Origin of the sequence: Vibrio splendidus (assembly GCF_024347615.1) — a bacterium.
In the GTDB taxonomy this organism is placed as follows: domain Bacteria; phylum Pseudomonadota; class Gammaproteobacteria; order Enterobacterales; family Vibrionaceae; genus Vibrio; species Vibrio splendidus.
In genome coordinates, this window is sequence record NZ_AP025508.1 from 1,872,791 (window position 1) to 1,893,039 (window position 20,249).

The following is a 20,249-nucleotide window of genomic DNA, read 5'->3' on the forward strand; positions in this document are numbered from 1 at the left end:
ACCCTACCGCTAAATTAACAAAACTGCAACACGTGTGATTTAAGTTTTTGAAGCTTGAAACCACACAATGTCAGTGACTTAACTTTCCGTTACTTATTAATTAGTGTCTCACTAAACAAACGACTTACGCACATCCACTCAATGATTACGCATTAAGGTGTTTGAATTGCAGTTCAACTAGGCGTTGGTACAATTCGCAGCTATTGATGAGAGACTGGTGGTCGCCGATGTCTACTAGCTGTCCTTTATCGAGCACCGCAATCTGGTCGGCGTGTTTAATTGTTGATAAACGATGGGCGATAATGATCGTCGTTCTACCACGCATTAACTCTTCTAAAGCTTGTTGTACGTGATGCTCACTTTCGCTGTCTAGTGCGCTGGTTGCTTCATCCAATAACAGAATATTCGGATCTTTTAAGATGGCACGAGCGATGGCAATACGTTGTCTTTGCCCGCCAGACAATCTCACGCCACGTTCACCAAGAAAGCTGTGATAGCCCTCAGGTAAGTTCTGGATGAACTCATGTGCGTGTGCTTTCTTAGCGGCCTCGATAACTTGCTCGTCCGTTGCTTTCGGGTTTCCGTAGCGAATGTTATGGAACACATCGTTACTGAACAGAGCAGGTTGCTGTGGCACCAATGCCATCTGCTTTCTTAGCTCGTTAGGATCAAACTGATTCAGTTCAACACCGCCTAAGGTTACTTTACCCACTTGCGGATCGTAGAAACGTTGCAGCAGTTCAAACAGGGTAGTTTTGCCTGCACCAGACGGGCCAACCAATGCCAACACTTTGCCTTCATGGGCAGTCAGTGTGAGGTTACTTGTTGCAGGCTGGTCGGGTCTTGAAGGGTAACAGAAAGTCACATCATCAAAAGCGACTTCGGGTGTCACGTTATCCAGTGATGTTGGGTTCGCTACTGGCGCAACAATATGGCTTTCAACTTGTAGAATTTCAATTAATCGCTCGGTCGCACCTGCCGCGCGTTGCAGTTCACCCATCACTTCAGAAATGGTACCTAATGACGAAGCCACCATAATGGCATAGAAGACAAACGCCGCTAAGTCACCCGCCGACATGGTGCCGTTGATGACATCACTACCACCAACCCACAGCATCCCTGATATTGCGCTGAACACGATAACAATCACACCAGAGATAAGAATCGCGCGCTGTTTTACACGCTGGCGACCAATCTCATAAGCCTTTTCCACTTCTACCGCGAATGACGCTTTCTCTTGCTCTTCTCGGCTGTAGCTTTGCACCGTTTTAATGTGCTCAATTGCCTCACCTGCGTAAGAACCCACATCAGACATGGAGTCTTGGCTTTGGCGAGATAAAGCTCTTACACGACGCCCATAGACAAGGATCGGAATCAAGATAAACGGCACCGAGGCCAATACAATCAACGTCAGCTTAATATTGGTGGCAAACAGCATGATGATTGCACCAATACACATCAATGCGCTGCGCATCGCCATAGAGAACGATGAACCAATGATGCTTTGAAGCAGAGTGGTATCCGTGGTGATGCGCGACATGATGTCGCCACTGCCATTGGTCTCGAAGTAACTCGGATGCAGCGTCACGACATGATTGAAAACCGATAGGCGAATGTCCGCACTCACGCGTTCTCCAACAGAAGAAACCAAATAGAAGCGGAAGAAGGTACCAATCGAGATCAATACGACCACGACCATGATGAATTGAATCGCGCTGCCTAAATCTGAGAGTGATTGTTGGCTAAAACCTTGGTCGATGAGAAGGCGAATACCATGACCGACTGAAAGGGTTAAGCTCGCCGTGAAGATCAACGCGATCAACGCAGCAATAACACGACCTTTATAAGGCTGAATGAATTTACTCAGCTCAAACAAAATACTGAGGCTTTTTTTCTCAGGTTTGGGTTCTGGCGCTTTTTGAGTAGAGCGCTGAGTTGAGTCGAGCGTAGAAGAGACATCGTTTTGCATATGACTGCCTTAATGTGTTGTCGCTTTAAAAATAGATGGCTTGTTGCTTATGGCTTGTTACTTATAACTTATTGCTTGTACTGCGCGTTGTTCGCTGAGCAGTACTTGTTGTTGAGAATAGAACCCATTAAAGCATTTATTGCTCCGTGACGCTCCCTAGGAAACTCAATTTCCAATATTTCATCATCATCAAGTGCATAGTTCGAAACGACCTTAAAGGAAAACTAAGCATTCTGATCGAGTCAGTTCGATAGGAAAGTAGGGGATTTAACCCTAATTTTTATGCAAGTAAATTAGCGTTAATAGGAGAGTGCGCTCATAAGTTAGCAATCGAGTGGTGATTTATAAATTGACAGAAAAACGTTTGCTTTTTATCTCGATATTAACTTTATCAATGACTTGCAATTTTTGGTTGTAAGACCAGTTATAGCGACTGTTTTTTGTGCAATATTTGTTACAAAAATTCAACAAAGTAGTTTTTTATACATTTTTCTTGCATAAAACCTCGGATTGAATAGAATAACCAACAAATGACAATTAATGCAGTATTGTGGCATGAGTATTCAAGTAAAGAGCATCAACAAATCATACGGTGATACCCAAGTTCTTCATGACATCAGTTTCGACTGTGAGAGTGGCGAAACCTTGGTATTGCTTGGCCCAAGCGGCGCTGGCAAGAGTTCACTACTGCGTGTTTTGAACCTGCTAGAAATCGCGGACAACGGCGAATTAGACATTGCTAACGAGCAATTCGACTTTGCTGGTCAGATCCAAGAGAAGCAAGGGCTTAAACTGCGTCGTAAAGTCGGCATGGTGTTCCAGCAATATAACTTATGGCCACACATGACGGTGATGGAAAACTTGATTGAAGCACCGACGAAAGTTGCGGGTTTGGATAAGCAAGAAGCGATTAAGCAAGCTCAAGAAGTACTAAAGACACTTCAACTTGCAGACAAAGCCGACGCTTGGCCACTTCAACTGTCTGGCGGTCAACAACAGCGTGTTGCGATTGCACGTGCGCTGATGATGAAACCGGATGTGTTGTTGTTTGATGAGCCAACAGCGGCACTTGATCCTGAGATCACCAACCAAGTCGTGAGCATTATTAAAGAGTTGAGCGGAACGGGCATTACCCAAGTGGTCGTAACGCACGAAGTCGATTTCGCGAAGAAGATTGCTAGCCACGTTCTGTATCTAGAGAAAGGGTACATCGTTGAACACGGCACCAGCGATTCATTCGTTAATCCGCAGACATCTGAGTTTGCTGAATATTTGACTCATTAAGTAAGTCACGTATTAAAAGAAAGTTGACTCACTAGATTTAGCTAAACACAACATCGATCAAAACAATCAAATTATAAGAATGGCCACAGGCCGCTATCAAACAGTATTCGGAGTAACAAAATGAAAAAGATTCTACTAGCTTCACTTATCGGCCTTGCTTCTTTCAACGCAGCGGCGCAAGAAGAAATCAAATTCGCAATGGAAGCAACTTACGCACCATTCGAATACATGGATGAGAACAACCAAATTCAAGGTTTTGACGTAGACTTAGCAAACGCACTTTGTGAAGAGATGAAAGCAACGTGTACTTTCCACAACCAAGCATTCGATAGCTTGATCCCTGCACTTAAATTCAAACGTTACGATGCAGCTATCTCAGCAATGGACATCACAGAAGCGCGTCTTAAACAAGTGAACTTCTCTAACGCATATTACGACAACTCTGCAGCATTCATCTCTTTCGAAGGCAAAGTAGCAGACCAAGCAGCACTAGAAGGTAAGCGTGTTGGTGTTCAAAACGGTTCTACTCACCAGAGCTTCCTACTTGAGCAAATGACTGGCGTAACAGCGGTACCTTACTCAAGCTACCAAGATGCATTCATTGACATGAAAAACGGTCGTATCGATTCTGTATTTGGTGACACAGCCGTTGTAGCAGAATGGTTCAAGAAAGAAGACAACCTAACGTACGTTGGCGACCAAGTAACAAACCAAGAGTACTTCGGTAACGGCTTTGGCATCGCAGTAAACAAGAGCAACCAAGAACTTGTAGACCAGCTTAACGTTGCACTTGCAGCAGTAAAAGCAAACGGCGAATACGACAAGATCTTCAACAAGTACTTCGGTAAGTAATTTATGGAATTAACGGGTTACTCTTTAGGGCTCGTCGAAGCAAGTTGGATGACTGTTCAGCTTGCGTTCGTAAGCCTATTGGTTGGATTGGTTCTAGCATTTTTGTTTGCAAGTGGTGAGATGTCTCGTCGTATTGCAATCAAATGGCCAACGACTGCATTTGTGACGATTGTTCGTGGTTTACCAGAAATTCTGGTCGTACTGTTTATCTACTTTGGTTCGACACAAGTTCTGTTCATGATCACTGGCGACTTCATAGAAGTGAGCCCGTTCTTATCTGGTGTTGTTGCACTGTCACTTATCTTTGCTTCTTACGCTTCACAAACCATCCGTGGTGCTTTGAAAGCAGTAAGCAAAGGGCAGAGAGAAGCAGCAAGCGCGCTTGGTATCTCTCAATCACGTTCATTCTTTCGTATAGTTTTACCTCAAGCGGTAAGACACGCGCTACCAGGGTTAACCAACCAATGGTTAGTGTTGCTGAAAGACACCGCATTAGTATCGCTGATTGGCGTGACAGATTTGCTGAAACAAGCACAACTAACATCAGCGGCAACGCACGAAGCATTTACTTGGTACGCGACAGCAGCAGCAATCTACTTGGTCATCACTTTAATCACCCAAAGATTGGTAAAAGTGATTGATGGTAAGTTCTCTATTCAAGGTTTGGGTAACAAAGGGGCAATGGCATGAATCAACAATACCTCTCTCAAATGCTTGAAGGCTTAGCGACCAGTCTTCAACTCACAGGTGCTTCATTGCTGGTTGGTTGTATCTTGTCACTGCTGATGACGGTAACGCTAATCCTAAGAATACCGGCGATTCACTGGTTAACACGTGGCATCATTACGCTGTTCACTGGCACACCATTGTTGGTTCAAATCTTCTTGGTGTATTACGGCCCGGGTCAATTCGATTGGATTCGTGAAAGCTTCCTATGGACTTGGTTAAGCCAACCTTGGTTCTGTGCAATGTTAGCATTAGCATTGAACACCGCGGCATACAGCACGCTACTGTTCAGAGGCGCATTCAACGCCATTCCAGCAGGGCAGTGGGAAGCATGTCGTGCACTCGGCATGGACAAAATCGCAACGCTTAAAGTGTTACTGCCATACGCTTTACGCCGCGCCGTTCCAGCTTACTCGAACGAAGTGATTCTAGTCTTCAAAGGCACGTCACTGGCAAGCACCATCACCATCATGGACTTGATGGGCTACGCTCAGCGTATCAACGGCCAAACCTACGACACACTCACCGTGTTCGGTATTGCTGGCGCATTCTACTTAGCAGTAAACGGCATACTAACGCTGATCTTCCGTCAAGTAGAGAAGAAGGCCCTCGCATTCGAAGCGGCGTAAGCTAGCCACTCACAAGCTTAACTAACGTATAAAGCCTGCCATTTATGTTCGCATAAATGGCAGGCTTTTTTGTGCTTTGGATATTTTTAAGTAGCTGTGTTTACATACACTGTCACAAGGTTTTTCGCTAAATTCATACTAAATGGAAATATTCTTCATTTTGTCATTCAATGAACGTATCCATGCTTTAAGTCACTGAAATGCGGTGATTAATCGTGGTAAATTAATGTGCATATGAAACTAGATTGACTGGTTCTGTATTCAAATGCAGAATTTTTCAGTCTAATAGCTGTTATGTATCTATCGGAAGTATACAAAATACTGATTTTACGTAAATAATCCTTACATATAGCTTTGGTTTCTTATTGCTCTATGTCTGAATTATCGTTTAGTGTCGTTCTTTAAATTCGCCTATATATGAGTACTAAAGAATGCATTTATCTATGTTTATTGAGCTGAGTTCTGTATTAAGCATGTTACTGATAGTAGTTGCATCTTATCTTGTTTTTTCATCAGAAAAAGAACTTTCCGTAAAGTTTGAAAAAGTCAGTAAAACTTCATTTCACTTGTCTATTTTCGTATCAGCGGGGTGGGTTATTTACTGGCTTTCTCATATCGAGAGTATAAAACAAGTTGGTTTCATTTTAGCTTACCCAAGCCAATTGTTACTTTTTGCATCGGTTCTTAGGGTTCTGTCACTATTAAGCAACCACTTTGCTAAAGCCACCGATACATAACAAGCAATTTAAGCAGACTGCCAACGCTTGGCATTTTTAGTTCGATTTAGCTTCAGTGATTTAGGTGGTAAATTTGAGTTTCTTGGTAGCATTGTCAGCTACTTAATTGGGCGTTATACAAAGGGAGTAATCTAAACCATGGAAAAGGTTGATTGGCACAAGATTGAGATACTCGATACAACTGTCATTACAGACACTTATAAAACGACTCAAAATGTTCGTAGATATTTCAAATCCAAATTTGGCGATGATTTCAAATTCGACCGAGGTTTTATGCAATGGATGCAAGGAGCAACTGGTCTCACAATGATTGATGCCTGCAAAGAATGGTCGAGTCGCCAGAAACTAAAGTAAGGTAGTGATCAAAGGCAAGGCACTAAGTTCTGCGGGTGTTGCTAGGCTTTGTATAACAAGCAATTTAAGCAGACTGTCAACGCTTGGCATTTTCAACTCGGCTTAGCTTCAGTGATTTAGGTGGTAAATTTGAGTGTATTAGTAGCGTTGTCAGCTACTTAATTGGGCGTTAACTGGATTGGTTGATTAATACGATGGATAAAAGTTTTAGCGAAATTATTTTACGAAGTTCAGTTGGAATTGTTCCGTATGTTGGTCCTTTTTTGAATGAATTAATAAGTACATTTATTCCTGACCAGCGCTTAGAGAGAATTGAGCATTATCAGTCATTGCTAGCTCAAAAATTGTCCGCATTATCTGAGGATTACCTAAATCAACTTGGAAAGCGTCCCATTCATCTTAGTTTGTTAGAACGTGGGTATAAGGAAGCAATTGACGCTGCTACTGAAACTCGACGAGAATTTATTGCGAACTTAGTTTCTTCAGGTGTAGAGAAAGAGAAAATAGACCTTGAGCTTACATCACATTTGTTCAGAATACTGAAAGAGGTAACAGATAACGAAGTGATCTTACTTCGATATTTTGCATCAATATATGAAAGTGAAGATCGAGAGTTTAAAGAAAAATTTAGGGATATAGTAGAGCCTATACATGTACTAGCTCTAGATCCCGATCCAGACAAAATTAGGCGTAGTGCGCTGCGTGAAAGTAGTGTATCAACTTTGCGTCGATTGAACTTAATTGACTCTACACTGGTGTCGCCAAAAAGTAGTGGGAGTTTTATTTCAACACGAGATGATGCAATTACTTACAAATCCAGCAATGTCACTCACTTAGGGTCTCTGTTTCTAGAATACCTAGAAATGCTTCCGGATAAATCCAGTTAACAAAGCGTTTAAGACAGATTCCCAACGCTTGGCATTTTCGGTTTGCTTTGAATTTAGTGTTTACGGCACAATGGTTTAGGTTTAGTGGTCTGCGTTGCTCACTACTTAACGCGGCTACATGGATTCCCCCGGTTGTCAAACATCCGCTAAACTTATGTTGATGGGTTTTGGACTGCCGCTCTACATTCGGCCTACTTATCGACGATTCGCATACGTCGTGGCCCTGATGACTTGCGCGACTGCGGTGCCTTATTCGTTAGATGACATCTAGTGTGTCCGCCGCATTAACAGGCTCTCCGCAAGTGGTCTTAACCTATGTCTGCAATGACCCGGTGGGTTTAACTCTTTATGCTGCTTAGGTTTCTACTTAAGCAGCATAGTTTTCATATTCGGTTTGATTGTGTAAAAGCGACCATATAATTCGTGCGTTCTTCGCGGCAAGTGCCACTATCGCTCGGTTCATTCCTCTTCGTTCTAGAACGCCTCGACACCACTGACTTAGCTTATCTTGCTTGTCGCCAAGGTTGGCAATGACTGTCCTTGCCCCGTGAATTAATAGTGTTCGCAAGTATTTGTCGCCGTGTTTGGTTATCCGACCTAAGCGAGGCTTTCCTCCCGTCGAATATTGCTTTGGTACGAGTCCTAGCCAAGCAGAGAAATCACGGCTTTTATCAAATTGAGAACCATTGCCTATCGAAGCAAGTATCGCAGTAGCGGTTTGCGGTCCAATGCCACGAACCTTCATCACTCGTTGAACATTAGCGCTGACCTTAGCAAAAGACTCGAAGACTTGTTCAGTATCGGCGATACGTTGATTCAACTCTCCAAGGTGGTGATAAGCATCGGCAATCACCGTTCTTGCGAGATGTGGCAGTTCATTTTCTGCATCTTCAAGCATTAAGGGAACGTGTTTCATTAATGAAGAGCGACCAACAGGAATGATTAACCCGAACTCAGAGAGTAGGGCGCGCATGCGATTCATAAGCGCGGTGCGTTCACGAACCCAATGCTCTCTCATTCTATGTACCGATAAGATGGCTTGTTGCTCGGGGGATTTTACGGGTACAAAGCGAGTTGATGGACGCTGAACAGCTTCGCATATGGCAACAGCATCATTAAGGTCGTTCTTTCCTTTAGTTCGATAAGGAATTACGTATTTAACGGCCATAATGCGGGCGTCGTGCCCAAGTTTATTGAGTGTTCTTGCCCAATAATGTGCACCACCACACGCTTCAACGCCTATACGCATGAGTGGCATATTTGCTATTGTAGTCAGCAGTTTAGAGCGAGTTACCGACTTATGAAGTATGACCTTACCATTTTGGTCTACGGCATGAAGACTGAAGTGGTTTTTAGCTAGGTCGATACCGCAGAAATAAGAATAATCAGACATGGTGCCTCCGATGCATTTAAGTACCACATAAGTGTGGTAGATCCTCGGTAGGGGGAATCCATGTCATTCGTTAGTTCACAGGAGTATAAATGGACTATTTTAGTTTGGCGGTTGGTTTTCTCGTAGGGACGGCAACTGGTGCTGCTGGTACATATTTTGGAAATAAGTACACAGACCAACGGAAAGCGAAAGAGCAGAAAAAAGAAATCAAGTCTTTCTACAAGTCTCTATGGGCTAAACATGAGCCTTTACTGAAGGAAATGAGGCTAGATCTAAAGAATCCTGATTTCAAATTTCATAGAGAATTTTTCCTCTTAAGTCGTTCTTGGAGTTTCGTACATGCTGGTAAGTTTCTCGCATACTATCTTGAGGAGCATGAAAATCTAGAGCAGCAAATTAAAATCTTAGAGTCACATGGTCTTATTATTGAGGTCACCGAGTTTGGTAAAAACGTTAAGAAGTACCAGTTTTCAGAACATTTAGTGGAGCATTTTCTGACAGAGTGAACTAACAATAAATTTAATAGTGATTCACAACGCTTGGCGCTTTCACTTCAAGCCAGTTTAGTGTTTATGGCATAATGCTTTAGGTAAGGTGTTAGCGTTGTTCACACCTTAATTGGGAGTTAAGCGTCATGCGCTACTCCAACTTGAGAAGGTAGTACAAGTGGAAACTAGAGTTAAAAAGTCAGTTCGGTATCTTGCCTTGGGTATTCTTATCTATCCGTTTCTTTACATGATACTCAATTTTATTATCCCGATTCTAATGGCGACTTTGGGCGAAGGTGGTCGCTCGTTAGTTGAAATTCTTGAGTATTTTACTTGGTTTATAATGCCTTTTTTTTCGGTGCTCTATTTGTTAGCTTTCTATCATTTCTCGCCAATGTTAGGTAAATGGCATCAATGGGTTGGGTATACTTTGGTTTTTGCCGCTGCGCTAATCGAAATAGCGATGCCCTGGATGGAATCTGGTCTGGTGTTTAAGACAGCATCTTTTCTATGTCAGCTTTTCGAGATAGGCATTTTGGTTAGTTGTCTGTTCGTTTTTAGCAATAAGTTGAGGCCAAATTCTGAGCTTGGAAGTAACGTATAGCAAGTCTTGGTCTCACCTTACCCGATTGGAGTGCTTATTATAAATGCAAGCTGCTTCATGATAACTTTCAACGCATGGCACGTGGTAATTTTGTGTTTCGTTGCTCAAATCTTAGCAAGGCGTTATGTGCCAGATAGTCTCGAACAGGCAGGTGTCATGAATAATTTGTTCACATATATATCGGCGATGAAAAATGAGCCTGATGGCCTGTCGATAGTAGAGAAAGTAATAAACAAACAGACTTCCGAAGAAGATGGCATTCTCATGGAAAACAGTGATTTGTTCGTAAAGTTTAACAATGGCGTTGCTATAAAAAAGCTAACTGAGCGTGAATTATCCGGACATGTAACGGGCGCAGTTTGCGAGGAGTGTTGGATTTCATATGAAGTAACTGAACAACCGAGCGCTTTAAATATAGCGCCCAAGAAAAAGAACTTTACTAATCAATGCCAAGAGTCGTTTTGGCTAAAAATCAATAAGGTTCAATCAAGCACATGACAGACTACTAAAGAGCGATTCACAATGCATGGCATTTTTACTAAGCCTTCATTTTAGTGATTAAGGTGGTGTCCGGCATCTTTGGTATTACGTTGTTCACCCCTTAACAAGGTGTTAGCTCTCCTTGTTAATTCTGCGTATTGGCGGGGCTGTTAGCTACTTAATTGGGTGTTAAGCATCAAAGAGGAAAATATGAAATATCCCAAACTTGTGTTCTGTTCAGTGTTAGCAATCACGTATTCAAATTTCGTTTGGGCTAATGGCTGTGATGCAGTAGACGATAAAGTATTAAATGCAATGGCTAAGGCTTTCGATGTTCGTGTGGATGAAATTGCTATTGATGGTACATTTTATGATCAAAACTTTGATACTGATGTTTTAGATCTCATAACTGTAGTTGTTGATATGGAAGAGGCTATTGGAGTTGATCTTAAAGACGAAGATGTAGTCGACCCGATAGTTTATTTCGATGAAGAAGAGTTTGAGCCAAAAATTAAAGGCAAGGTAACGGTCCGAGAGTTTCAAGAGATTGTCCAAACAGCGTGTGCTAACTCTCTCGGCTAGGCGTTGGTTGTTGGAAGTACCTAAAGGCGTTATGTTTCATTTCCACGTTTGTATTTGCACATTTAAGGAATAGGTTTGATAAATAGATATTCATGCAATGGTTTTATATTTGATGTAGATGCAACTCTTGTAAACACCACACTGGTTATAAATAATATTTGGAAAGAGTGGGCATTGCAAAAAGGAGTTGAGTTTTCAATAGTACATCCACACGTTCACGGCAGAAAAATTAGCGAAACTTTAGAATTAGTAGGTTTTCAATATGCAAATGCGAATGAAGAAAACGTAGTTAAAAAAATCGCAATAAAAGCAATGGAATCAGCTACTGAAATTGATGGAGCACTGAGTTTTGTAAAAACCATACCTAAGTGTTCGTGGGCAATCGCAACGAGTGGTCCAAGAAATGTGGCTGAGACAAGTTTACGTGCATCCGGGTTTGAGTTACCTGAGATTATGATATGTGGTGAAGATGTTAGCATCGGTAAGCCACACCCAGAACCATTTGTGCTTGCCGCTGAAAATCTAGGTTTGAATGCGATGAGCTGTGTTGCCTTTGAAGATTCGCCAGCGGGTGTCAAATCGGCTAAAGAAGCAGGGTGTTTTACTGTTGCTATATTAACTAGTCATAAAGAATCTGAATTAGCTTTAGCTGATCTAATTGTTAATAGCTTTTCAGATCTGGCAATTGAAAACAGAAACGGTTCATATGAACTATGTTGGTGAAAACTTAACAAGGCGCTTAAGTATGATTCGTGAAAGCATACTATTCTCGCTTCGGTCCAATTTGGGCACACGTTCACTCACAGCTTAACGTTATGTAAATGGAGCAGAAATAAGCTATGGAATACAACGTCGTTAAAAATTATAAGGATGATCCAGAATTACCTATTCGAATCGTAAAAGGTGAAAATTGCAGTTTGTAGAAGAATCCAACCCAGAAGGTGATTGGGCAAATTGGATTTTTTGCCGAGGAGAAAATAAAGAAGGCTAGGTTCCAAAACACATATTAGCTGTAAATAACAGTGAAGTAACCGTACTTGAGGACTATTTTGCCAAGGAACACCGTTTGATAGTTGGTGACATTCTAGTAAAGGAACATGAATTAAACGGCTGGATCTGGAGTTATAAATTAGGTAATTCGGAAGAATTAGCTTGGGCTCCTTTAAATTATCTGTGCGCTGTATAAATTCAGATCGAAAGTTGCTAAAGCAAGCAGCTAACACTTAGCATTTTCGCTTTGCGTTACGTTTGTGTTTAAGGTTGTCCACTCAAGGTTCAGTATTTCCTTGATCACACCTTAGCTTTGCGTTTTGTAACAATGAGGAAAAGATAAATATAATGAACAAGTTAATGTCATTTGTAGTTACGTCAAACTTTCTATCTCTTGGTTTTGTTTATTTGTTCGAACGGTTGACAGGTTCTTTGGCAATCCAGTTCTTGAGTGACTACGCCTTTTACTCAATGCTCCTACTTATTGGGCTCGGCAGCATCTTCTCTTTTTCGGGGCACAAAGTAGGTTACAGCGATCCAAGTAATGTGGCGGGTGTAGCGGCAAGTAGTTTGATTGAAAATAACTCTTCTAAACATACTGTTGTAACTAAGCTTGAAAGTACCGGGTTAGGTGGTCGTTTTTTACTCGCTAGTTTATTCCCTTTAGCTTATTGCGTGATCGCATAGGTCAACTAACCACAATAAGAACTTTAAAAGTGATTCACAACGCATGGCATCATCATTTCAGTAAGTTTAATGACGATTGCACTATGGTCTAAGTAAGGTGCTAGCGTCGTTCATACCTTAATTTGGCGTCATACGAATGGAGTAAATAATGTACAAGGAAACAGATTTTCGACTAAGCCAAAAAGAGTTTAGCTTCAAAAAAGATTCATACCCTTTATCAAAAATTAAAGATGTGAGAGTTAAAAAACTCGGTTTGCTCGACAATGTGGGGCAAATAATATTTTGGCTATTTGTCTTCTCTGGAGCAGTTTGGCTAGCAGTTCCAAGCCTTGAAAGTACCCCGCTTTGGCTTAAAGCCATAGTTGTTATCTTAACTTTTGTAGGCTTTGGATTTGGTCTACTTCATTGTTCAAAATATGCATTACAAATTGAGTTTCGTCATATTGACGATACAGGAGTTCAATGGGTAAATGTAGCTAAGTCTACCTCTGAATCTGACAATGGGTTATTTGAGCAACAAGTTGCGGCACTAAAGGTAACATTCGAATAATAAGTGCTTAAGTAGACTACCAACACTTGGTATTTTTAACACGGTTTAGCTTGAGTGATTTAGGTGGCAAGTTTGAGTGTATTTGTAACGTTGTCATTTACTTCATTTGGTGTGAACTGGATAGGAGTGAGTCGTGCAAGAAGAGTATATGGATTACTACGCGAAATTTGACGAAGAGAAGCGTCTACTTTCTCAAAACATAACGCGTATTGAATTTGATACAACAATTAATGTTTTGGGGTCTTATCTCGAATCAGCAGGTCGTTTGACGGAGCTTGGTGCGGCTACTGGTCGCTATTCACTTCATTATGTTCGACAAGGTATGGATGTGACAGCAGTGGAGTTAGCTCCAGAATTAGTCGAGCAACTTAAATATAATGCTGAGACCCAGAATTTAGACTTGGTTGTTCACGAAGCAAATGCAACTAACGTGAGTTTTATTGAAAACGGTACTCAAGACGTTGTTTTAGTATTGGGGCCGCTTTATCACATACAATCGAAGTCAGGCCGAGAAGCAGTTTTAAAAGAGGCAAATCGAATATTGAAACCAAATGGTGTAGTTGCGATAGCGTATATCAGTCGTTTCTTTGTGGCGGGTTTGCTTGCCAAAATGTCCAGTAGCTTAGTTTCCCCTGATATTCTAAGTGAATTGAATGAAAGTGGCTTGGTCTCTTCTCCCGATGTAGATCCATTTTTTAGAACGGGATACTTTGCTAAGCCTTTAGAGATTGAAAGCTTGGTAATTGAATCTGGATTTAGTATCGAAAATCATATTGCAACCGATGGGTACGTTCGGTTTATTGGTCAGGAAGTTAATCAACTAAATGAGCAACAGTATCAATCATGGTTTAAGTATCATTTATCGACATGCTCCGAGGTTTCATTGCTTGGTAGCAGTAATCATGGTTTAGTTATTGCAAAAAAATGCAGAGGAAAAAGCGCCTAGAACCGATTCTCAATGCTTGGCATTTTCACTGTGCATTGGTCTTAGTTATTAAGGTTCCTTTTAGCGGCTTAGTTATTGCGTTGCTCACCAATAGGGCAGCGTGTATGTTTCATCAATCTAGGAGCTCTTTCAATGTATTATTCTGAGGCTAATTGCCTTTGTGGTTCTGTCATAGTCACAGCTAAAATCATCGATCCTAAGTTTACAGTTTGCCATTGTCAGTCATGTCGAACTTGGGGTGGTGCTCCGTTCTTTGCTTTGAAATGTGGTACTCAAGTGAAACTGGAAGGTGAAGATAAAGTAAAGATGTACAAATCTTCTTCTTGGGCTTCACGAGGTTTCTGCAGAGAATGTGGAACCCACTTATTTTATAAATTCAAAGAAACAGGCGAGTACAATATGCCAGTGGGCTTGTTTCCAAATTTGGAAGGGTTGGAAATGGACATGCAATATTTTAGTGACATGCGACCTGGTTACTATTGCTTTTCCAATGAAACTAAGGAAATGACCACCGAAGAAATCATGGCCTACTTTGCAGACAAGGTATAACTATAGGCACAGCAACCAGTTTAAGGGAGACTCTAATGCTTGCCAGTTTAGCTTACAGTATTGCAAGCGTTTGTAGCCCCGTCAACGTGAGTATTGTTTTCCAAAGGAAGATTCATATAAATGAAAAATGTAGTTCAACTTGTCTTTGTCTCTAGAAATCAGTTATTGCTCGCCTTCCGCCAAAATACTGAAGCGTTTGACCAGTATTGGGGCTTTCCTTCTGGACGCATAGAGGACGGTGAATCTCCTCTAGACGCAGCAGAACGCGAAGCTTTGGAGGAAACTTCGGTTAGCACTAATGAATTGAATTTAGCGGCTGAATTGGTTGACCCTACTTTGCCGATTCGTCATTACTTTTACCTATGTTTTGATTGGGTTGGCAAAATAGAGAACGCAGAACCTAACTTGTGTCGAGAGTTGCGTTGGTTCAACCTCGACGAATTGCCAGAAAAGTGCACTCCAATAACTTACGTAGCAATGAAAAAAATTAAAAACGCGTTGCGTGACCATCAGCAACGAACTTAACGCTATAACCTCTTAGCGCTATAACCTAAGAGGGATATATGGGACTTAGATCATTTGAAAAGGAAGACTATGGCCTACTTATTTGTTGTATAGATTCAGATAAATTGAATTATCAATGGGGCGGCCCAAACCTAGAGTTTTCATTGGATTAAGTTCAAATTAGTTGGCACTGCTCATATCTATACACCAAATTTTTACTGCGAGGGAATGAACATGAAACAAGGAATTTTCAAGAATCTCAAGTTGGCATTAGGTGTTGGTTTTGGTGTTGCCATTCATCAGTACTTTTTTATGACGGATGGTGCGTTTGATTTCTATCAGCCACTTGTGGCGTTTGCTTTTACGTTTGTCGTTAGCAGTATTGGTACACTTCTAAAAGAAAGAATCATGCGCAAGAAGGAGATTACATGAGAATATCGGAAGCCGTTCTGTCGGATTTAGAATCCTTTTTCGAATACATAGGAGCACAGCTTCTTGAAAATGCGGATGATAACTCTCCACTTTTCCAACCGATCTCTAAAGAGAATTGTGTAGTTTCAGAACAATTTAAAGATAAGTTTCGAAATGGTTTTGAGGCAAGCCTTGGTGAAAATGGCTGGAGAAAGCTCTGGGTAATCAAAGACTCTAAGGAACGAGTGTTTGGTCATATAGACCTACGTCATTACGGTGAAGAGTATAAGTTTCATCGTGTGCTTCTCGGCATGGGTGTTGATTCAAGTCTAAGGAAGCAAGGGTTGGGTGTAGAACTGATTAAGTGCGTGACTGAGTTTTGTAACGAAAGCCCAAGTATCGATTGGTTAGATCTCAATGTTCTCTCGAATAATCTTCCTGCAATAAAATTGTATTTGAAATGTGGTTTCGAAGTGATTGGAGAAGTCCCAGATTGTTACCTTATAGAAGGACAGTTTGTGTCTGAAACAATGATGACACTATGCACAAGAAATTCCAGGTAAGAACGCTTTGAAGAATGAATTATGACACTTGGCATCCTAAGCTTATGTTAGTGCTTAAGCTTGGTGTCAGCGCTTTTACACGGCAACTCTACCTATGAGCTAAAGAGGAATCATGACTAAAATCTATTTCGTATGTGGCTTTATCGGTTCGGGTAAGACGACTTACTCGAAAGCGCTTGCAGAAAAGCATGGCGCGTTTCGTTTTTCGATTGATGAGTGGATGATTCCTTTGTATGGCGAGCATATGGAGCGTGAAGTTTTTGACCGCCGGCTAGCTACGCTACAAGGGTTATTCAAGGGCTCTGCAATACAGCTGTTTTCCTTGGGTGTTCCGGTAATTTTTGACTTTGGTTTTTGGCGTAAATCAGACCGAGATTCTTTTACAAGCTGGGCATCAAACCTAGGTATGGACAGCGAAGTTCACTACCTTGATGTTCCGTTTGAGACTTGTAAGCAGAGAGCATTCAGCCGTAACTCGGAACTCAATGGCAAGTCTTATGAAATGACACCTGAAATGTTAGATCTGTTTTGGTCTTGGTTTGAGGTTCCAACTTCAAATGAAAGTGTTGTTTGGGTTCAACAGGACACTTAACAAGCTATATAGCCAAACATAGTTTGAGTTAGCAGCTCCTTAATATCACAACAAATGAATCGGAGGTTGAATGGACCAAACAATCAAAACACATTTCGACGAGTATCCCGATGATGTTCGAGCTCGGCTTGAAGAGTTGCGTTCATTAATCTTTGAGCTTTGCTCTGATTTGGAACTAGGTGAAGTCGAAGAGTCTCTGAAATGGGGCGAGCCGAGTTACAGCGTTAAGACGGGCAGCCCAATTCGAATCGACTGGAAATTGAAGTCACCAAACAACTATTACTTGTTCTTTAACTGTCAAACGAAGCTAGTCGACACATTCAGAGAATTGCACGATGGTACGCTGACATTTCAGGGTAATAGGGCAATCATATTGAACCTAACTGAACCACTTCCCAAGGCACCGATTAAGCAGTGCTTAGAGCTAGCCTTAACTTATCAACAACGAAAACATCTACCGCTTCTTGGCGCGTAATTCTTACGTGTTGTCATGTGCTTAACTGAATGTGATTAGAATTTGAAAAGTACGCCTGCCACTGATTTACAAGGCTTGGCACTTCTCGTTTAATGTAGGTTAGTGTTTAACGTCTTATGGTTTAGGTTAGTGGCGTTGCTCAGACCGTAAAGTGGTATGTGGACAGGGAAAGTTATGAATCAACAAGAAGCCTTTATAGGATTTGCGGTCTATGGGGTTATCAGTAGTTTAATCGGATTTTTTACGTTTTTTATTATCAAAGATGCAAAGTACAAACAAACATTGTGGACTTTGGAGTCTGTTATGTTTGGTATCTTCGCGATTGGTTTTATCTATTGTTCAGGTGGTAATGGGCCAGAATTGTTGGTCTGGATTCCGCTTGTTACTTTAATGTCTATTTACAATGTCCACTCTTTGAAATTTTGTGGTTCTTGTGGGAAAACTAACGTAAGAAAAAGCGGATTGTCATCCATTAAATCATGTAGTGAATGTGGTAATGCTTTATAGTAAAGCTAAGAAATATCAGACGTTTGTTCATTTTAGTTTCAGCCTTAAAAGGAAGTTGTATGAATTTAGATAAAGCTAAAAAACGTATCGCGAAGCAGGTTAAAAAAGGCGATAACGGATACCCAAAAATCACGTTAGCGTATTACGGGACGACCAAAGATCTCGCAACGGAAGTCGCAGTTCAATTTATGCTGGGTGAGAGCGATGGTGTCCAAGAAGAGCGTTTTTCTTGCGAAACCGAAATCCGAGATAATGAGCTAATCCAAACGACGCTGCTCAAGATAATCGAACGCGCTAATGTTAACTCAGTGATTGAAGTTGAAGGCGTGACGGTTCTTTAGTTTGCCTCGTATCTGTAAGTTTATGAGTGGCTGTCGTTGTCTCGGTAATGTGGTATTACACGGGTTAGTTGATTCAGGATATTTAGAGTAATGCACTTAAGAAAAGCACAGCTTCACGAGTTAGATTCCATTTATACAATGGGCTTCGATGTTTGGGGTGATGGCTTGACGTTAGACGATTACTTAGCAGGTTGTCGTAACAGTGAAAAGTACTTGTCTGGCACTTGGTATGTGTTAGTCGAGAAGGATAGAGTCGTGTCGTCTCTTATCGTTTACCGTGACATGTTTGGCCTTGCAAAAGGATGTTTCGGTATTGGCTCTGTGGCTACACCTCAAGAATTACGACACCAAGGTTATGCGTCTGAGTTGATCAACTTGGTAAAAACGGAGTTATTCACTCGTCATAATTGTAAGGCTTTATACCTACACAGCGACATTGAGCATCAATTTTATATTAGGCTTGGCTTTGTGAGCATAGTAGGTTCTGATTGTATGTATATTTCGAACGACTCTTCTGAGTTTGATGGACGAATACCAGATTACTTCTAGGCGTGAGTATTTTGATTCGTTATAAAAGTGGGGCTTAGAAGGTTAAGTGTATCCGAAGTGTTTTACTCATAATTTATCAAGGAAGAAACATTATGAAATTAGCTCAGTTAAATATCGCTCTGGCGAAATACCCGTTAGATGCGCCAGAAATCAAAGAGTTTGTCGATAACTTAGAGTTGGTTAATGGAATCGCAGAAAGCAGTGAAGGGTTTGTTTGGCGTCTGAAAGATGAATCTGGTGACGCCACCAATATCCAAGCTTTCGATGATCCTAATATGATTGTGAACATGTCGGTGTGGGACTCTGTGGATTCGTTAAAGAACTTCATGTTCCGCACACATCACCGTGATTTCATGCGTCGAAAGGGGGATTGGTTTCATCGTTTACCTGAAGATACTTATGTGCTTTGGTGGATCGAAGAAGACGATATTCCGACACTCGAAGAAGCGATAGAGCGACTTGAACACCTCAGAGAAATCGGTGATACGCCGTATGCCTTCACTTTTAAAACCAACTTTACGGAGTCAGAAGCGCCAAAATAGCGTTCATAGATAACCAACGTTATGTTTTTTAGACGTTTTATGGCAATTCCCGTGAAGATGAGTCGATTATTGGTATGATGTTTCTATAGTCTTCGAGAGGTTTTATGATGTTGAAAATGAAAAGTAGTGTACTTGCGGTGTGTTTATTCGGTTTCAGCATGAGTGCTAGCGCTTCAACACTGGAAGAGTGTGCCAAACTCCTTCCTGATGGTCACACGTATAAAGTAGAGATCATTTTAGACGTAGATAAGACTGAGAAGGATCCAACGGTCAAAGGCAGTTTTGGTGTGACGGGCGGAGCCGATGCGCCAGATACTTTCGATATCGGTGATTTTGTCGAGTGCGCTGGTCCTCTGATCAAAACCGTAGATACAGACAGCAACGATGCGTCTAATTCCTAGTCACTGGTTATTGCGTTTGTCGGCCCTAGACGCCAGAGGGTATCCTGCATTTAAACAGATAAAGGTAAGTTGTGATTGAATTTAAAACGGTCGGTCTTTTTGTACTTACGGCGGTCGCCGAGATAGTAGGGTGTTATCTACCTTATCTTTGGTTGAGAGAAGACAAGAGTATTTGGTTATTGATTCCAGCTGCGATCAGCCTGGCGTTGTTTGCTTGGTTATTGACGCTTCATCCTACAGCGACAGGGCGTGTTTATGCGGCCTATGGCGGTGTGTATATTTCTGTTGCCCTGATATGGCTGTGGCTTGTTGATGGCGAAAAGCCGACAACGTGGGATCTGGTCGGTGGCTCAGTAGCACTACTCGGTATGGCGATTATAATGTTTGGCCCTCGAAACGCGTAGTGCATGCATTGAGATTATAGGAAGAGAATAAACCATGGAAAAGGTTGATTGGCACAAGAATCAGATTGATGACAGTACCGTCATAACGGACAGCTACAAAACGACTCAGAACGTGCGTCGATATTTTAAGTCCAAGCTTGGCGAAGAGTTTAAATTTGACCGTGATTTTATGCAGTGGATGAACAATGCGACAGGGTTGACTATGGGTGATGCCTTGCAAGAGTGGGCGAAGCGTAACGATACAAAGTAACGG

The 20,249-nt window shown here is 41.6% G+C and carries 30 protein-coding genes and 1 pseudogene; 29 read left to right on the forward strand and 2 right to left on the reverse strand.

Annotation, left to right across the window (positions count from 1 at the left end; genetic code table 11):
• Positions 1–145: 145 nt before the first annotated feature.
• On the reverse strand, positions 146–1,969 hold the full coding sequence (locus tag OCU90_RS08465; protein WP_061026097.1) for an ABC transporter ATP-binding protein/permease: 1,824 nt from the start codon (positions 1,967–1,969) through the stop codon (positions 146–148).
• Positions 1,970–2,524: 555 nt separating this feature from the next.
• On the opposite strand from OCU90_RS08465, the gene artP reads away from it, so the two are divergent.
• The 7 genes from artP (at position 2,525) to OCU90_RS08500 (ending at position 7,438) form a co-directional block, all read left to right on the forward strand.
• Entirely contained in the window at positions 2,525–3,253 is a 729-nt protein-coding gene (artP, locus tag OCU90_RS08470; RefSeq protein WP_099426150.1) for an arginine ABC transporter ATP-binding protein ArtP, read from the forward strand.
• 120 nt (positions 3,254–3,373) lie between these two features.
• Entirely contained in the window at positions 3,374–4,105 is a 732-nt protein-coding gene (locus tag OCU90_RS08475) for a lysine/arginine/ornithine ABC transporter substrate-binding protein (protein ID WP_017063913.1), read from the forward strand.
• A 3-nt stretch (positions 4,106–4,108) separates the two neighbouring features.
• Positions 4,109–4,795, forward strand: coding sequence for an arginine ABC transporter permease ArtQ (gene artQ, locus OCU90_RS08480; protein WP_061026093.1), 687 nt, complete (start codon positions 4,109–4,111; stop codon positions 4,793–4,795).
• Positions 4,792–5,460 carry an arginine ABC transporter permease ArtM gene (gene artM, locus OCU90_RS08485; RefSeq protein WP_061026092.1) on the forward strand — a complete coding sequence of 223 codons (669 nt, stop codon included), beginning with the start codon at positions 4,792–4,794 and terminating at the stop codon, positions 5,458–5,460. The genes artQ and artM overlap by 4 nt, the downstream gene beginning before the upstream one ends.
• Positions 5,461–5,903: 443 nt before the next feature.
• Entirely contained in the window at positions 5,904–6,197 is a 294-nt protein-coding gene (locus OCU90_RS08490) for a hypothetical protein (protein WP_061026090.1), read from the forward strand.
• A 138-nt stretch (positions 6,198–6,335) separates the two neighbouring features.
• A complete protein-coding gene (locus tag OCU90_RS08495; RefSeq protein WP_061026088.1) occupies positions 6,336–6,551 on the forward strand; it encodes a DUF6434 domain-containing protein in 216 nt (71 codons plus the stop codon).
• 194 nt (positions 6,552–6,745) lie between these two features.
• The gene (locus tag OCU90_RS08500; RefSeq protein WP_061026085.1) at positions 6,746–7,438 is read left to right on the forward strand and encodes a hypothetical protein; all 693 of its coding nucleotides are present in this window, start codon (positions 6,746–6,748) and stop codon (positions 7,436–7,438) included.
• A gap of 367 nt (positions 7,439–7,805) precedes the next feature.
• Here OCU90_RS08500 and OCU90_RS08505 read toward each other — a convergent pair whose 3' ends face one another.
• On the reverse strand, positions 7,806–8,831 hold the full coding sequence (locus tag OCU90_RS08505) for an IS110-like element ISVisp6 family transposase (RefSeq protein WP_061024100.1): 1,026 nt from the start codon (positions 8,829–8,831) through the stop codon (positions 7,806–7,808).
• 89 nt (positions 8,832–8,920) lie between these two features.
• Between OCU90_RS08505 and OCU90_RS08510 the strand changes: the two genes are divergently transcribed.
• From OCU90_RS08510 to OCU90_RS08625, 22 genes and pseudogenes are all read left to right on the forward strand, one after another.
• Complete coding sequence (locus OCU90_RS08510; protein WP_061024101.1) at positions 8,921–9,337, forward strand: hypothetical protein; 417 nt, start codon at positions 8,921–8,923, stop codon at positions 9,335–9,337.
• A 160-nt stretch (positions 9,338–9,497) separates the two neighbouring features.
• Positions 9,498–9,923, forward strand: coding sequence for a hypothetical protein (locus OCU90_RS08515; protein WP_017083679.1), 426 nt, complete (start codon positions 9,498–9,500; stop codon positions 9,921–9,923).
• Positions 9,924–10,049: 126 nt separating this feature from the next.
• Complete coding sequence (locus tag OCU90_RS08520; protein WP_228607527.1) at positions 10,050–10,421, forward strand: hypothetical protein; 372 nt, start codon at positions 10,050–10,052, stop codon at positions 10,419–10,421.
• Positions 10,422–10,613: 192 nt separating this feature from the next.
• Positions 10,614–10,985: an acyl carrier protein gene (locus tag OCU90_RS08525; RefSeq protein ID WP_061024103.1), complete on the forward strand. Its 372-nt coding sequence runs from the start codon at positions 10,614–10,616 to the stop codon at positions 10,983–10,985.
• Positions 10,986–11,063: 78 nt separating this feature from the next.
• Positions 11,064–11,708, forward strand: coding sequence for an HAD-IA family hydrolase (locus tag OCU90_RS08530; protein WP_061024348.1), 645 nt, complete (start codon positions 11,064–11,066; stop codon positions 11,706–11,708).
• Positions 11,709–11,824: 116 nt separating this feature from the next.
• Positions 11,825–12,171: pseudogene (locus tag OCU90_RS08535) on the forward strand (hypothetical protein).
• 152 nt (positions 12,172–12,323) lie between these two features.
• Positions 12,324–12,662, forward strand: coding sequence for a hypothetical protein (locus tag OCU90_RS08540; protein WP_017083684.1), 339 nt, complete (start codon positions 12,324–12,326; stop codon positions 12,660–12,662).
• A 148-nt stretch (positions 12,663–12,810) separates the two neighbouring features.
• The gene (locus OCU90_RS08545; protein ID WP_061024104.1) at positions 12,811–13,212 is read left to right on the forward strand and encodes a hypothetical protein; all 402 of its coding nucleotides are present in this window, start codon (positions 12,811–12,813) and stop codon (positions 13,210–13,212) included.
• A gap of 133 nt (positions 13,213–13,345) precedes the next feature.
• Complete coding sequence (locus OCU90_RS08550) at positions 13,346–14,158, forward strand: class I SAM-dependent methyltransferase (protein WP_061024106.1); 813 nt, start codon at positions 13,346–13,348, stop codon at positions 14,156–14,158.
• A 132-nt stretch (positions 14,159–14,290) separates the two neighbouring features.
• Positions 14,291–14,707, forward strand: a complete 417-nt coding sequence (locus tag OCU90_RS08560; protein ID WP_061024107.1) for a GFA family protein — start codon at positions 14,291–14,293, stop codon at positions 14,705–14,707.
• 120 nt (positions 14,708–14,827) lie between these two features.
• Entirely contained in the window at positions 14,828–15,232 is a 405-nt protein-coding gene (locus tag OCU90_RS08565) for an NUDIX domain-containing protein (protein WP_054543306.1), read from the forward strand.
• Between the two features lie 213 nt (positions 15,233–15,445).
• Complete coding sequence (locus OCU90_RS08575) at positions 15,446–15,643, forward strand: hypothetical protein (protein WP_017087942.1); 198 nt, start codon at positions 15,446–15,448, stop codon at positions 15,641–15,643.
• Positions 15,640–16,185: a GNAT family N-acetyltransferase gene (locus OCU90_RS08580; protein WP_061024108.1), complete on the forward strand. Its 546-nt coding sequence runs from the start codon at positions 15,640–15,642 to the stop codon at positions 16,183–16,185. Before OCU90_RS08575 ends, OCU90_RS08580 begins: the two co-directional genes overlap by 4 nt.
• A gap of 112 nt (positions 16,186–16,297) precedes the next feature.
• Entirely contained in the window at positions 16,298–16,777 is a 480-nt protein-coding gene (locus OCU90_RS08585; protein WP_061024110.1) for an AAA family ATPase, read from the forward strand.
• A gap of 70 nt (positions 16,778–16,847) precedes the next feature.
• Complete coding sequence (locus OCU90_RS08590; protein WP_061024111.1) at positions 16,848–17,252, forward strand: DUF1801 domain-containing protein; 405 nt, start codon at positions 16,848–16,850, stop codon at positions 17,250–17,252.
• 174 nt (positions 17,253–17,426) lie between these two features.
• Positions 17,427–17,759, forward strand: a complete 333-nt coding sequence (locus OCU90_RS08595) for a hypothetical protein (RefSeq protein ID WP_061024113.1) — start codon at positions 17,427–17,429, stop codon at positions 17,757–17,759.
• Between the two features lie 59 nt (positions 17,760–17,818).
• On the forward strand, positions 17,819–18,100 hold the full coding sequence (locus tag OCU90_RS08600; protein WP_061024115.1) for a hypothetical protein: 282 nt from the start codon (positions 17,819–17,821) through the stop codon (positions 18,098–18,100).
• A 90-nt stretch (positions 18,101–18,190) separates the two neighbouring features.
• Complete coding sequence (locus tag OCU90_RS08605) at positions 18,191–18,649, forward strand: GNAT family N-acetyltransferase (protein ID WP_061024118.1); 459 nt, start codon at positions 18,191–18,193, stop codon at positions 18,647–18,649.
• A gap of 92 nt (positions 18,650–18,741) precedes the next feature.
• Complete coding sequence (locus tag OCU90_RS08610; RefSeq protein ID WP_061024120.1) at positions 18,742–19,191, forward strand: DUF3291 domain-containing protein; 450 nt, start codon at positions 18,742–18,744, stop codon at positions 19,189–19,191.
• Between the two features lie 104 nt (positions 19,192–19,295).
• Positions 19,296–19,592 carry a hypothetical protein gene (locus tag OCU90_RS08615; RefSeq protein WP_017077832.1) on the forward strand — a complete coding sequence of 99 codons (297 nt, stop codon included), beginning with the start codon at positions 19,296–19,298 and terminating at the stop codon, positions 19,590–19,592.
• A 71-nt stretch (positions 19,593–19,663) separates the two neighbouring features.
• The gene (locus OCU90_RS08620) at positions 19,664–19,996 is read left to right on the forward strand and encodes a YnfA family protein (protein WP_004733816.1); all 333 of its coding nucleotides are present in this window, start codon (positions 19,664–19,666) and stop codon (positions 19,994–19,996) included.
• A gap of 34 nt (positions 19,997–20,030) precedes the next feature.
• Positions 20,031–20,246, forward strand: coding sequence for a DUF6434 domain-containing protein (locus OCU90_RS08625; protein WP_061024124.1), 216 nt, complete (start codon positions 20,031–20,033; stop codon positions 20,244–20,246).
• The last annotated feature ends 3 nt before the right edge of the window (positions 20,247–20,249 follow it).

Bases quoted from the DNA above. Each gene is read 5' to 3' on its own strand.
- OCU90_RS08580 (WP_061024108.1), top strand. From the start codon at position 15,640: ATGAGAATATCGGAAGCCGTTCTGTCGGATTTAGAATCCTTTTTCGAA.
- OCU90_RS08590 (WP_061024111.1), top strand. From the start codon at position 16,848: ATGGACCAAACAATCAAAACACATTTCGACGAGTATCCCGATGATGTT.
- artM (WP_061026092.1), top strand. From the start codon at position 4,792: ATGAATCAACAATACCTCTCTCAAATGCTTGAAGGCTTAGCGACCAGT.
- OCU90_RS08605 (WP_061024118.1), top strand. From the start codon at position 18,191: ATGCACTTAAGAAAAGCACAGCTTCACGAGTTAGATTCCATTTATACA.
- OCU90_RS08465 (WP_061026097.1), bottom strand. From the start codon at position 1,969: ATGCAAAACGATGTCTCTTCTACGCTCGACTCAACTCAGCGCTCTACT.
- OCU90_RS08585 (WP_061024110.1), top strand. From the start codon at position 16,298: ATGACTAAAATCTATTTCGTATGTGGCTTTATCGGTTCGGGTAAGACG.
- OCU90_RS08560 (WP_061024107.1), top strand. From the start codon at position 14,291: ATGTATTATTCTGAGGCTAATTGCCTTTGTGGTTCTGTCATAGTCACA.
- OCU90_RS08600 (WP_061024115.1), top strand. From the start codon at position 17,819: ATGAATTTAGATAAAGCTAAAAAACGTATCGCGAAGCAGGTTAAAAAA.
- OCU90_RS08565 (WP_054543306.1), top strand. From the start codon at position 14,828: ATGAAAAATGTAGTTCAACTTGTCTTTGTCTCTAGAAATCAGTTATTG.
- OCU90_RS08625 (WP_061024124.1), top strand. From the start codon at position 20,031: ATGGAAAAGGTTGATTGGCACAAGAATCAGATTGATGACAGTACCGTC.
- OCU90_RS08495 (WP_061026088.1), top strand. From the start codon at position 6,336: ATGGAAAAGGTTGATTGGCACAAGATTGAGATACTCGATACAACTGTC.
- OCU90_RS08610 (WP_061024120.1), top strand. From the start codon at position 18,742: ATGAAATTAGCTCAGTTAAATATCGCTCTGGCGAAATACCCGTTAGAT.
- OCU90_RS08505 (WP_061024100.1), bottom strand. From the start codon at position 8,831: ATGTCTGATTATTCTTATTTCTGCGGTATCGACCTAGCTAAAAACCAC.
- OCU90_RS08615 (WP_017077832.1), top strand. From the start codon at position 19,296: ATGATGTTGAAAATGAAAAGTAGTGTACTTGCGGTGTGTTTATTCGGT.
- artP (WP_099426150.1), top strand. From the start codon at position 2,525: ATGAGTATTCAAGTAAAGAGCATCAACAAATCATACGGTGATACCCAA.
- OCU90_RS08540 (WP_017083684.1), top strand. From the start codon at position 12,324: ATGAACAAGTTAATGTCATTTGTAGTTACGTCAAACTTTCTATCTCTT.
- OCU90_RS08490 (WP_061026090.1), top strand. From the start codon at position 5,904: ATGTTTATTGAGCTGAGTTCTGTATTAAGCATGTTACTGATAGTAGTT.
- OCU90_RS08475 (WP_017063913.1), top strand. From the start codon at position 3,374: ATGAAAAAGATTCTACTAGCTTCACTTATCGGCCTTGCTTCTTTCAAC.
- OCU90_RS08525 (WP_061024103.1), top strand. From the start codon at position 10,614: ATGAAATATCCCAAACTTGTGTTCTGTTCAGTGTTAGCAATCACGTAT.
- OCU90_RS08545 (WP_061024104.1), top strand. From the start codon at position 12,811: ATGTACAAGGAAACAGATTTTCGACTAAGCCAAAAAGAGTTTAGCTTC.
- artQ (WP_061026093.1), top strand. From the start codon at position 4,109: ATGGAATTAACGGGTTACTCTTTAGGGCTCGTCGAAGCAAGTTGGATG.
- OCU90_RS08510 (WP_061024101.1), top strand. From the start codon at position 8,921: ATGGACTATTTTAGTTTGGCGGTTGGTTTTCTCGTAGGGACGGCAACT.
- OCU90_RS08575 (WP_017087942.1), top strand. From the start codon at position 15,446: ATGAAACAAGGAATTTTCAAGAATCTCAAGTTGGCATTAGGTGTTGGT.
- OCU90_RS08595 (WP_061024113.1), top strand. From the start codon at position 17,427: ATGAATCAACAAGAAGCCTTTATAGGATTTGCGGTCTATGGGGTTATC.
- OCU90_RS08500 (WP_061026085.1), top strand. From the start codon at position 6,746: ATGGATAAAAGTTTTAGCGAAATTATTTTACGAAGTTCAGTTGGAATT.